10 protein-coding genes are annotated in these 12,602 nt (G+C 52.3%); 6 read left to right on the top strand and 4 right to left on the bottom strand.

Going from position 1 to position 12,602, the window contains the following annotated elements:
• Window positions 1-125 precede the first annotated feature (125 nt).
• Window positions 126-827, top strand: coding sequence for a GntR family transcriptional regulator (locus tag BM025_RS14955; protein ID WP_085850341.1), 702 nt, complete (start codon window positions 126-128; stop codon window positions 825-827).
• Window positions 828-858: 31 nt separating this feature from the next.
• Here BM025_RS14955 and argE read toward each other — a convergent pair whose 3' ends face one another.
• The 4 genes from argE to BM025_RS14935 all read right to left on the bottom strand — a co-directional run bounded on the left by argE (window position 859) and on the right by BM025_RS14935 (window position 5,104).
• Window positions 859-2,055, bottom strand: a complete 1,197-nt coding sequence (argE, locus tag BM025_RS14950; protein ID WP_085850340.1) for an acetylornithine deacetylase — start codon at window positions 2,053-2,055, stop codon at window positions 859-861.
• Between the two features lie 4 nt (window positions 2,056-2,059).
• Window positions 2,060-3,541: a tripartite tricarboxylate transporter permease gene (locus BM025_RS14945; protein WP_085850339.1), complete on the bottom strand. Its 1,482-nt coding sequence runs from the start codon at window positions 3,539-3,541 to the stop codon at window positions 2,060-2,062.
• Between the two features lie 12 nt (window positions 3,542-3,553).
• Entirely contained in the window at window positions 3,554-4,063 is a 510-nt protein-coding gene (locus BM025_RS14940; RefSeq protein ID WP_090875412.1) for a tripartite tricarboxylate transporter TctB family protein, read from the bottom strand.
• Window positions 4,064-4,126: 63 nt separating this feature from the next.
• Window positions 4,127-5,104, bottom strand: a complete 978-nt coding sequence (locus BM025_RS14935) for a Bug family tripartite tricarboxylate transporter substrate binding protein (protein ID WP_085850337.1) — start codon at window positions 5,102-5,104, stop codon at window positions 4,127-4,129.
• Between the two features lie 122 nt (window positions 5,105-5,226).
• Between BM025_RS14935 and BM025_RS14930 the strand changes: the two genes are divergently transcribed.
• The 5 genes from BM025_RS14930 to BM025_RS14910 all read left to right on the top strand — a co-directional run bounded on the left by BM025_RS14930 (window position 5,227) and on the right by BM025_RS14910 (window position 12,175).
• On the top strand, window positions 5,227-6,138 hold the full coding sequence (locus tag BM025_RS14930) for a LysR family transcriptional regulator (protein WP_085850336.1): 912 nt from the start codon (window positions 5,227-5,229) through the stop codon (window positions 6,136-6,138).
• A 206-nt stretch (window positions 6,139-6,344) separates the two neighbouring features.
• A complete protein-coding gene (locus BM025_RS14925; RefSeq protein ID WP_085850335.1) occupies window positions 6,345-6,986 on the top strand; it encodes a sulfotransferase family 2 domain-containing protein in 642 nt (213 codons plus the stop codon).
• Between the two features lie 298 nt (window positions 6,987-7,284).
• The gene (locus tag BM025_RS14920) at window positions 7,285-7,821 is read left to right on the top strand and encodes a cytochrome b (RefSeq protein ID WP_085850439.1); all 537 of its coding nucleotides are present in this window, start codon (window positions 7,285-7,287) and stop codon (window positions 7,819-7,821) included.
• Between the two features lie 83 nt (window positions 7,822-7,904).
• Complete coding sequence (locus BM025_RS14915) at window positions 7,905-9,020, top strand: efflux RND transporter periplasmic adaptor subunit (protein WP_244515829.1); 1,116 nt, start codon at window positions 7,905-7,907, stop codon at window positions 9,018-9,020.
• Window positions 9,017-12,175 (top strand): efflux RND transporter permease subunit, encoded by a 3,159-nt coding sequence (locus BM025_RS14910; protein ID WP_085850333.1) that lies wholly within the window; start codon window positions 9,017-9,019, stop codon window positions 12,173-12,175. Before BM025_RS14915 ends, BM025_RS14910 begins: the two co-directional genes overlap by 4 nt.
• Window positions 12,176-12,602: the final 427 nt, after the last annotated feature.

Raw genomic sequence — 12,602 nt, 5'->3', positions numbered from 1 at the left:
CAATATATGTTATAAGCGTGGTCAGAGACTTTTTTGTTTGATGCAGCTGTGACATATCTGAACAAGCAAGGTAGCGGCGCGATGCGCATGGATCACCCGCAACCTCACAATGCTGGAGACAACGGATGCCACTTACAAACCCAAAGACACCCTTGCAGGCGGCAAAGCCCGACAGCCAGCGCGAGCAAGCGTATGGCAGTTTCACCCAACATCTTTTGGCTCACACTTTACGTCCCGGTCAGTTTGTTTCGCAACGTGAATTGGTTGAGCTGACAGGGCTTGGCCTCAGTGCAATCCGAGAGCTGATCCCGCGTCTTGAAACGGAAGGCTTGATCAAAACCATCCCCAAACGCGGTATGCAGATTGCCCATGTTGATCTCAATTTGATCCGCGATGCGTTTGAATTTCGCCTCTGTATAGAAACGGAAGCCATCGCGAGATTTACGCGAGAGGCCCCGAATGACCAAATCGAAGAAATTCGTGCCAAGCATCAAATTATCATTGAGCAATGCCAAGATCCCACCAACACCTCAGACATTCCCGAAGACATAATTGCCCAAGCGCAAGCTGTGGACTGGGGCTTTCACACAACAATCGTTGATGCCCTAGGCAACCGGATTATCAGTGATGCGTACCGCGTCAACATGATCAAAATTCGCTTGATCAAACAGGAACAAACCCAGCTAAGCCTGTCCGTTTTGCTGCCCACAATGCAAGAACACATGCGCGTTATCGACGCTTTGGAAGCGCGCGATTGCGACCAGACCACCACATTGATGCGCAAACATATCATTAGCGCCCGCAACCGAGCCTTAGAGCAACGCTAAGTTTGGCTCGGCTTGTTCGTTCGTTGCTCCTTTATGCGGCCGTGCTCATGGCTTCAGACAAACGATCGAGAAAGGACAGACAGTCCGACAACTGTGTCAAATCGACAAATTCGTTTGGCTTATGTGCCTGATCAATCGAACCTGGGCCAATGATGACAGACGGTATTTGGCCAATGGTCTCAAAAACGCCTCCTTCAGACCCATAAGAAACTTTTCCACCCCAGTTCGGCATCAGACCTGCATAACGTTCAAAACCGGCTGTATGGCGCGCGTCACCCATGGCAGGGTAGGCAAAAATACGTTCCCATTCCACGCCACAAGAATCGGTTTTTGCCGTCATCTCTGCTGAAATTTCAGTATCGATCTCTGCAAGAAGTGCCGCCATATCTGCCTCGGGATCCATCCCGCTGATAGACCGCAACTCAAAGGTAAAATGGCATGCATCAGGTGTCACGTTCGTGGCAACGCCTCCTGAGATCATCGTGGTGAGCATGGTCGCATGTGGTACAGTAAAATCTGCATCAAACGGCCCTTCAATGCCATAGCGTTTCGCGCGCGCAGCAATCATGGCAATGATCCGGCCTGCATATTCCACGGCATTCACGTGATCTGGGGCAAAGGACGAATGACCAGACGTACCTTTGACATGAGCACGCATCGCAATTTTTCCTTTTTGCCCCGTAACCAATCGCATGTTTGACGGCTCACCGATGATGGCCAACTCGGGTGGCGCAGGTTGTGTTGCAAGATAATGCGCAATCGCAGGGGCACCCAGACACCCAACTTCTTCGTCATGAGAAAAACACAGCCAAATAGGGCGCTTGAGATCCATCTGGGAAAATGTTTCTGCCGCCGTCATGACGCAAGCCCCAAACCCCTTCATGTCACAAGTGCCACGCCCGTAAAGGCGATTGTCGCGTTCATCCATTTCAAAAGGTGGCGTGATCCAGCTGCCTTCATCAGCGGGCACCACATCCGTATGCCCCGACAAAACCACCCCTGGGACATCTGCGGGGCCGAACCGCGCAACGAGGTTGGATTTTTGTCCTGTTTCATCCAGCAAGATCGTGACGTCTCCACCAAGCGCATTAAAATGAGCTGCCATGTGGTCGATCAACGCATGGTTTGAATGTTTCGACACTGTGTCAAAGCCGATCAACGCCCCCAGATGCACTTTGGCAGTGCCCAAATCAGAGTGGACTGTGGGGGTTTCAAGAGGGAGGCTCATTTCATTAGGCCTTTCTAATTTTTGATTTTTGAATTTCGCGGCGGACGGTGAGCCCGATCACAAACACAATCAGCACAGCGAAAATCCATGTGATTGGAGAAGACAACAAGACCGCAGGGTCTCCGCGTGAAATCGCGAGAGCACGGCGCAGATTTTCTTCGATCATCGGCCCAAGGATAAAGGCAATAAGGAACGGCGCAGCGGGGATATTCATCAAGAACATGCCAAAGCCCACGACGCCCATGATGAGCAAAATAGCAACATCGAACATGCTTGAGGAAATCGAATAAATCCCAAACAAGCACAGCAACAAGACCACGGGCGTCAAAAGCGTTTGCGGAATATGCGACACATAGGAAAACATGCGCATGGTCATTTTCCCGGCCCCAAACAACAAAACTGATGACATCAACATGCCGATAAACAGCATGTAAACTTCGTGAATATTGGTCTGGAACAACAGTGGCCCTGGCGTCAGGCCTTGGATCATGAACGCCCCAAGCATCACGCCAGTGATCACATCACCGGGCACGCCCAGCGCCAAAAGCGGGATCATCGTCGCACCACAAGCACCGTTGTTGGCAGATTCGGACGCTGCGATGCCTTCCAATTCGCCTTTACCAAAGTTTTCGCCATTCTTTGAGCTGCGTTGCGCTTCACCATAAGAAAAGAACGCGGCGGCTGATGGCCCGATCCCAGGAATAGCCCCCAAGACAACACCAATACTTGACCCGCGCAGGATGGATTTGAGCGAACCCATAAATTCGGCGCGGGTGACACTTTGATCCCCCAGCTTTGCCGCGATATCGCGACTGGCGGCACGGAAAACAATAAGCTTTATCAGTTCAGGCAGTGCAAACAAGCCGATCAAAACAGGGGCGACTGACAGCCCTGCTTGCATATTGTCGGTAAAAGCAAACCGGAATGACCCGTATAAATCCTCGCCGACGGTTGCGAGCAGAAGACCCAAAGCAGCCGAGATTAACCCAAGCAATAGTGAATTGCCTGACACACCTGCCACGGTCGACAAGGCGAAAAGCATCAACATGAAATACTCTGGAGGCCCGACGCGCAGCGCCAAAACAGCCAGCGGGGCAGCCAAGAAAATCAACGATAGATTGGAGATGAAATCCCCTGTAACGGATGAATACAGCGCCATATTAAGCGCCTTGCCCGCCTTGCCTTGTTGAGCCAACGGATATCCATCCAGTGCGGTACAAGCTGCAGATGCGGTGCCAGGGGTTTTGATCAAGATCGCAGACACAGACCCGCCATAAGTCGACCCTTTGTAAAGCGCGACAAGCAACAGGATCGAAGGCACAGGTGCCATATAAAATGTAAAGGGCAGTGCAAGTGTGACTGCCATAGTTCCTGTCATGCCGGGGATCGCGCCAACGATCACCCCACCCCAAATACCTGCGGCCATGATGAGAAGGTTTTGCCACGTAGCAACGGCTTCAAGCGCGAAAAGAATTTCGTTTAGCATTGTATCGTCCGATCAAAAGCCAAGTGATTTGGTCAGTGCGCCCACAGGGAACTGCGTTCCAAGCACAGAATGGAAAAAGCTCACCAGAAGAAAAGGTCCTACAAGTGTGATGCCTGCGGCCCAAACCCAATGCTTGCGTTCGCCCGCCAAAAAGATCGCGACACCAATCAGCACAACGGCCGACAGCAAAAATCCGATCAAAGGCACTAAAATGAGAAATCCTGCAAAACACAGCAGTACAGCAAGAAATCGCAGGAAATGAATCTTAGACGATGCGCCATCTGTGGTGATTTGCTCAGTAGGAACACCCCGACCAAACAACGCCCCGACCACAGTTATAAGTCCAATCACCGCACCAATAATCGATACGGTGCGTGGCCACATATCCGGGGGAGGCGCGAAGCCGGGAATAAACGCAGGGCGTGGCACATATGCCGGAATAAGAACCAAAACAACGAACGTAAAAAACGCTATAATCGCGAGGCCCTGCAACAATGGACCGCGATTTAAGGGAAGCTTCATGACAGGAATCCTCATGTATGGATCGCGACCGTTCAGGACCGCGATCCACAATTCAACGGGAGATTATTCAGCTGGTAGGTACCCAAACTTTTTGGCAAGACCATTGAACAGCTCATATTGCTCTTGAGCATACACAGGCATATCGATTTTACCGACAGTGGAAATCGATCCGCGACGTTCCGCGAGTGTCAACCATGTCTCATCAGTCGCAACTTCGGCCAGAACACTTTGCCATTTCGCAAGTACATCTTCAGGCAGATTTTTAGGACCGTATAGCGCGCTCCAACCCGTCACTTGACCAGCTTGTTTATAGCCAAGCTCTGCTGCTGTCGGCACATCTGGAAGCTTTTCCATACGCGCGGGAGCAAAAACCATAAGTGCTTTCATGTCGCCGCTTTCGATGTGCGGGATCAAAGACCCAGCAGAAATCGCTAGGAAATCAACATGCCCACCCAAAAGCGCAGTCGCCAAAGCACCACCGCCTTTGTAGGGCACGAGTGTCGCTGCCGTGAGCGGGTCTAAGCCGGCATCAGACAGCAATGACTGTGTGGAAAACCCATCGATGGCAGTCGCGCCAGACGCAGCATAGGACATCGCCCCATTGCTGTCTTTGATCGCAGCCAAAAGCTCTTCGGTTGTCTCGTAAGGCGCATCACCCTTAACAGCCAAAATCATAGGTGAAGCTTCAAGCGCTGCCACGAAAGTGTAAGAATCCCAGTCGACCGTTGCCTGTGGGTTCACGGCTGGCGTCAAAGCCATGCCAACGCGTGCCAACAACAAAGTGTAACCATCAGCGTCTGCATCAACAACGGACCGCGCACCAACCATACCGCCAGCACCGGGTTTGTTCACCGCAGTGATTGGCTGGCCAAGAAATGGCTTTGCGGATTCTGCCAAGGCACGCCCAGCAAGATCAGATGCACCACCTGGACCATATGGAATAACCAAAGTCACTGCTCTGTCTGGGTACGTCCCATCAGCCTGCGCCGCGCCAACGACAACAGACGCTGCAATAGCGAGTGTAGAGATAAGTTTTTTCATTTTTGAGAACCTCTAGTTTTTGGTCCTGAAGACCTGTTGGAATATTTGCAACAATTCACAGTATTCTATTTTTAACAATAAAATACTCTAGTATGCATAAATCGCATACTGAGGGTTGAGAGATGATAAAAATCCGTGAAATGGAGGCGTTTGACGCCTATATGCGCCTTGGCGCGATGAAAAGTGCGGCTGAAGAAAACGATTTGAGTCAGCCCGCAATCAGTCGACTACTGACGTCGCTTGAAGAAAAAGTTGGGTTCGCCCTATTTTTCCGCAAACGCAACAATTTGGTGCCGACACCTGAGGCATTTCAACTGCATCAAACAGTCATCCGAAGCCTAACAAGTTTCCGCGCTTTGTCAGAAGAAGCACGGGCGATTGCCAACAATCAACGCGGACACCTTGTCATCGCGGCCCAACCGATATTTTGCGATACGTTTTTAATCAGTGCTTTGAAGACGTTTAGAAAAACCCATCCTCGTGTCAGTGTCCGTTTGCTAGATGTTGGCATGAGTGAAATGTTGCGGATGATCAGTGAGCGCAGCTGTGACATGGCGATTGGCATCACACTCGACGCCGACCCTTATGGCGCGCATGTGACACGTCTTGCGACCTGCGAAGCGCGCTGTCTTTTGCCAAAGGGGCATCCTCTCAGTACACCTGGAGGTATTCCTTTGCCACGCATCCGCGACGAGCCATTCATAGATCTGTCAACGGGTAGCCCGCTGCGGATGCGGATTGATTATCTGATGCAAACAATAGAATTCGAACGCAATATCGCTGCCGAGTGCCGCACTTTGCACAATGTGGTCGGGCTTGTTGAGGCGGGATTGGGTGTCGCAATTGTCGATCCTGTGGCTCGCCTGCTGTGCAACCCAGATACGATTTCCGATCACCAACTGTTGCCTACAATTAGCTGGGATATTGCGCAATTCGTACCCAAAGAACGCGTGCTAAGCCGGATTGGTCAAGCGTTTTCCGACATCGTCGCAATAGAGATTGAAAAACTGAAAGCTGACGGGATCATTCTTTGACCGCAAAATGCGTACCTGCATTGAGCACTCGCCCCCACCAACTTCAAACTCTAGTGACGTGCCCATCACGAAAATCACGCAGCAGACTATCTCTGCTAAAGTATCGTGTTGCCAGCAAAAATCAAAAAATCAAAGCCTACCATCATATCGAAACACCCAGATCATAACAGTTGATTTACGCGCTTGGCTTTTGCTATAGAGCGCGCATGTTATTATCGCTCGAAAAAAAGTTTTTGTTCATACATGTGCCAAAAACAGCTGGATCGTCTATAACGACGACCTTAGCGCCGTATTCATTGCCAAAAAACAAACCTTTAAGCCGCAAAATTACATCTCATATTCCGTTTCCGGAAGCTGCAGACAAAGTTTATCTACGCCAGCATGATACTGCCCTGCATATCAGACGAAAACTCGGGCGCATACAATTCGAAGACCTGTATAAATTCGCAGTTGTTCGTAACCCCTATGAACATGCTGCATCGTATTACCGCTTTTTATGTCAACGCACCGGTCACCGACACCACAAGAGAACGGCAGACCTAACCTTCGTTCAGTTCCTCGAGCATAGGGCACATAATGCGACACCGATGGATCAATCAAGTTTTCTCGTGGATCGATCCGGTAAATTGCTTGTGGATCAAATACTTAGATTTGAGATGCTGAATATCAGCTTCAGTAAGCTGTGTAGTGAATTGGATATTCCCTATACTGAACTACCCTATCAAAATATGACAAAAAACAGGGCGTTAGACGCATTTTATTGCCCAGAATCTCGGGCGCTTGTAGAGCGTATCTATCAACGCGATTTTGATAACTTCGGCTATAAATTCCCAGACACCGCACAGTGACTCAGAGGCCGTAGGCTATCGGGTATTTTGATGACCAACATCCGCCAGCCAGAGCCGTGTAAAGCGTATTTCGTGTAGCCGCCAAACGTCAAAGATTTAACCCCAAGGGCACCACACAAGCTGGAGAAACCTTGGGGCACTGATCAATGTGAAGACAGTCCTGCAACAGCCAGCCCAGGGATACTCTGGGCGTCGGTCGACAGACGGTCCAGCCATTGCAAAAAAATTCAAACAAAAGCGACGGAATAAGCCGATGAGCCCGTATGAAAAGGAACACATTCATGAGCGGGATATCTTCATGACCAATTTATCAGACACTCCAGACCGATTTGGTCTCGTTAGTCGCGTATTTCACTGGAGCATGGCCGTGTTATTTGCCCTGCAATTCCTTTCTGCAGCGGCACATTGGGCCTTGCCCCGTGCAAACCCCCTACGCGAAACGCTTTGGAGTTATCACGCAAACCTAGGTATGACCCTGTTCATGTTAGTCCTACTGCGGGGCGCGTGGGGGCTTTTGAACCTCGGCAAGCGGCCCGCTGATGCGGGTCTTATGGGGCAGGCAGCTAAGGCAGGACATATCGCGCTATATGTCTTTATGGTCATCGTACCCGCTGTCAGAATTATTGCTGCTGCAGGAGGTGCGCGCGGGCTTAGTTACTTTGGTATATCGGTTTTTCCAGTGCGGGAAGCGGCGATCGCTTGGACACAAGCTGTTGCTGAATGGCATGGCGAAATGGGATGGATTCTCGCGGCTGTGGTGCTTGGGCATATTGTCATGGCAACTGTTTGGCATCGTTTCATCCAACGTGATGATGTGCTTAAGCGTATGATGTGACACAATAGACTGAATACAGATTTCTCGCTGAATGTGGCCCATAGGGCGATCCGAGTTTAGGAGCTAAGAAGACTTTGAAAAAAATGATCATTGTTACTCTCTCGTTGGGTGTCCTTGCGGGCACCTATGGTATCGTTTTCGGAGTTCCCGAACAGATCACACAGATATGGGGCAGCGCACCAACTGAGAATGCGGCCTCGGCGCGCGGCCAAACTTCTGGCTCGCGTGGGCAGGGCCGGGCGACGACTGTTGTTCTCGCACCTCTTGAGGAACGTACATACAGGCTTGTTTTGCGCACGGTCGGCAGTGCAGTTTCATTGCGCCGCGCCGATGTGGTTACGACGGAAACTGGCGAGGTTGTCGAAGCTGCACTGCATGCCAACACTCTGATTGAAAAGGGTGATGTTATTCTGCGTCTGGATGACCGTACTGAGCGTCTGTCCCTTGAAATCGCACAAGCCAACCGCGACTTGGCGCAGGCCACCGTCACGCGCTACGAAGGGCTTCGCAACACAGGCAACTCTGTTATCACTGACGTTGCTCTTTCCGAAGCCGAAGTGGCGCTGCGGTTGGCACAGGCCAATGTCGGGTTGGCCGAGGTCGCGCTGGAAAGCCGTACGATTGTCGCACCGATTTCTGGCCGCCTCGGGTTGAGCGATGTCGACATCGGGGATCGATTGTCCAGCGGAGACATAATCGTGACGATTGACGAGTCCACGACCCTATTGGCAGAATTTGAAGTCCCTGAACGCTCGATCGGATTGTTGGCTGAAGGCAAACCAGTTTTCGTATCAACTCCGACCTATGTTGGGCGCGTATTCGAGGGCCGTATCAAAGCATTTGACAGCCGTCTCGACAGCGTTACGCGCAGCGCCACGGTGCAGGCCGAAATAGACAATTCCGATGGCCTGTTGCTATCGGGTATGACCTTTACAACCCGCATGTCCGAAGAAACCGATCCATTGCCCGTCGTGACATCTACCGCGATCACATGGGACCGCGCTGGCGCGGGTATTTGGGTCGCGCAGGATGGTAAGGCAAGTCGTGTCCCCGTGACCATTCGGTATCGCGATGGCGATCAAGTCTGGATTGAAACGGATGCACCTGTGGGCGCGCAAATCGTGATCGAGGGCGCCGCGAAATTGCGGGACGGTGCGCAAATCTCGACAGGACAAACTGGTGAGGGCCAAGGCGCATGAGTTTTGAAAAGAGAGCGCATAAGGCGGGTTTCGCCGACGTTTTCGTCGCGCGACCGATCCTTGGTATTGTTCTGAATCTTCTGATTATTATTGCCGGTCTTGCGGCGTTGACCAGTGTTGATATTCGCGAAATGCCCGATGTGGACCAACCCGTTTTATCCGTGCGCACCTCTTATGATGGCGCGGTGGCGGCAACCGTGGACACCGAAGTCACCCAAGTTCTTGAGGACGCGCTGAGCGCCCTTGAGGGCATGTCCTATATTGAATCGACGTCTAGCACAGGGTCGAGCCGCATCACGATTGACCTATCTGACGGGACGGATGTTGACATTGCAGCCAATGAAGCACGCGAAATCGTATCGGACACTCTGCGGTCCCTGCCTGATGATATCGATGATCCCAGCGTAAGCAAAAGCGACAGCAATTCGGACGCGATTATCCGCCTTGCTTTGCTGGGGGACGCCAGTTTTGACGAGCTCACCCAGATTGCCGAAGGCGCAGTCTACGAACGGTTATCCCTGATCGATGGTATTGCCGAAGTCACAGTGCGCGGTAACCGGGCCAACGAATTTCGCGTGGCGGTGAATATGCCGTCGTTGTTAAGCCGAGGATTGACGATCTTTGATGTCTCCACGGCATTGGAACAGCTGCGCGACGACACTGCTTTGGGCTCGCTCTCGACGCAATCCCAGACCCTCTCGTTGCGGGTTGGCAACGAACAGGTCACCGTCGCGATGATCAATGAATTGCCAATTAATGACACGACTCAGGTGGCCGACATTGCCTTTGTTCAACTGATCCCAGAAGACACGAGTGTTTATGCGCGGGTGAATGGTGAAACAGCCGTCGGCCTTGATATCACGCGACAATCGGTTGGTAATACGCTTGAAATTTCGCGCGATGTCGCCGTCGCCGTCGAAGAATTGCGCCCCCAACTGCCCGAAGGTGTGCAGCTTCTCGTGACGTCAGACGACGGGATTTTCATCGAAGGATCTATCAACGAGGTTGTGAAATCAATCCTGCTGGCGACTGTGATTGTGGTCGCTGTTATTTTCTTATTTCTGCGTTCACCACGGGCGACACTGATCCCTGCCATCACGATCCCTGTGGCGTTGATCGGCACGCTTGCCGCGATTTGGATTACCGGTTTTTCGGTCAACACCATCAGCCTTTTAGCACTTGTTCTCGCGACGGGGATGGTTGTGGATGATGCGATTGTTGTGATTGAAAACATCGTACGCAAACGCAAGATGGGGATGGGGGCATTTGCCGCCGCTGCATCGGGCACGAACGAAGTGTTCTTTGCAGTGATTTCGACAACAGCAACATTGGCCGCTGTTTTCATTCCTATCTCGTTCTTGCCTGGACAGGCGGGGGGGGTGTTTTCAGAGTTTGGTTTTGTGCTGGCGTTTGCCGTGACATTGTCCTCGATCACGGCGTTAACGCTTGCGCCGGTATTGGCGGCTTTACTCGACCCAGGGAAATCACAGCTCAACACCAAAGACGCAAAGCCAAGCCGTCTTGCCCGTGGTTTTGACTATGTGATGGATTCCGCTATTCGCACGCCTCTCATCGTTCTCACCGTTGCCCTTAGCTTTGCCATGATTGCCGTCGGCGCGGCGATGACGTTGCCCTCAACGGTAACGCCAGATGAAGACCGTGGCTTTTTCCTTGTGCAAGCGCGGGGCGCATCGGACACGACTGTCGATTATCTCGACACGCAGGTTTTACTGGTCGAAGATATCCTTGCGCCCTATCTGGAAAACGGCCAGATCGAAGCAGTGCAGAGCATTATTGGCGTGGGTGGCGGCACCAGCGCGTTTATTGTCGTACGTCTGCCCGATTGGGGCGAGCGCGACTTTAGCCAACAGGAACTAGTCGCACAGATCAGCGGCCAGCTGTCGTCGGTGCCCGGTGTGCAGGTCAGCGCACGATCCTCCAACAGCCTCAACATTCGCGGGGCAGGTAGCGGGCTTGGCTTTGCCGTCACAGGTACAAACCTTGCGAACATGACCGAGGCCGCCGACAGCCTAGTCGCGGCAATGTCGCAAGACGACACCTTTGTGAACCCGCAGCTGTCCAACGATAGCGTTGATGCACAATTGGAAGTCACTGTGGATAACATCGCTGCGAGCGACATGGGATTGAACAGCGCGGACATCACAAGCCTTGTGCGCGCCTTGGTGCAGGGCGACGTTGCCGTTAGCGTCTTTTCCGACGACACTGAAATCGACGTCAATGTTGTTCCCGGCGGACCACCCATTGATGATCCCTCTGACATTGCCTCTATGTCTATACGTTTGGACAGCGGCGCCTATATTCCGTTGTCCGCCGTTGCTTCGCTAGAAACGGTCGTCAGCGAAGCGCAGATCGAACGCTTTGGCGGGGCTTTGGCGGTATCGATGCAGGCCAATTTGGGCGACAATGTCGACCTGTCGACCGCCATGGATCAATTGCTGGTCATCGCCGACGAGGTGTTGCCTGACGGCATGGGCATTATTTTTACCGGAGAGGCCGCAACATTGGATGATACAGCGGCTGGTATGTATGCTGTCTTTGGCGTTGCCTTAGTTGTCGTTCTTTTGGTGCTTGCCGCACAATTCGAGAGTTTTGCCAGTGCAGTTGTCATCATGATGACGGTGCCATTCGGCCTTGCTGCCGCTTTGTTGGCAATCTCGCTGACGGGTGGGTCTCTGAACTATTATAGTCAGATTGGTCTTGTGATGCTCATTGGGGTCATGGCAAAAAATGGCATCTTGATTGTCGAATTTGCCAACCAATTGCGGGAAGCCGGCGAAGACATCGACAGCGCCATCCGCAACGCCCTGCGTTTGCGTATTCGACCTGTGATGATGACGATGGTCTCAACGGTCTTTGGCGGATTGCCCCTCATCCTGACATCGGGCGCGGGCGCAGAGGCACGCATCGCTGTGGGCTGGGTGATCGTCGGCGGGCTGGGATTTGCGACCGTGTTCACGCTGTTCCTGACGCCGATCTTCTATCGTTGGGTCGCTGTTTGGGGCACAGCACCAGGTGCCGCAGCCAAGCGGCTCCGGACCGAGACAGAGGGGGGGGGAGCACATGATATCAAACATAGTGGAGCTTGTTCGTCCCTACGCGAAGTGGCAGCACCCCCCAACTCTAACTCTTGCTGACACTTTGACCGATAGGTTTCCGGCGTATCAAACTCAGCTTTGAAGGGGCACCGTCGCCAATTAAACGGATGTTTTGACCATCACAAGCACAGCCAACGCCTTTACGCTTGGCAATTAGAGACAACCTCTGCGCCCAAGGCAACGCCGTCAATTTTGCGTCTGTTGCGCGATCTTTAGCTGGGCTTTGGTCTCTTATACGATTTCATAGATATGTTTTTGGGGTTTGTCTGACAGTGCTGGCAGCACAGTCGGTTGAACGGACGCTATTATTTGAGCGTCGGTTCGGTTTGGGATGTCATTGCGGCTGCTTCCACAGTGCTTCCAGTTCGCGCACGGCTTGCAAAAAGTAGCACAGTCGTAGCACCGAGCGCATGTGGCCGAAACGCCAAAAGCACCTCGATGGCGCTATCGTACTGATAATAATGTT

It is taken from the genome of Pacificibacter marinus, from assembly GCF_900109555.1.
Classification (GTDB): Bacteria; Pseudomonadota; Alphaproteobacteria; order Rhodobacterales; family Rhodobacteraceae; genus Celeribacter; species Celeribacter marinus_C.
Note: the sequence above shows the minus strand (reverse complement) of the source record. Positions and strands in the feature narration are given on the sequence as shown.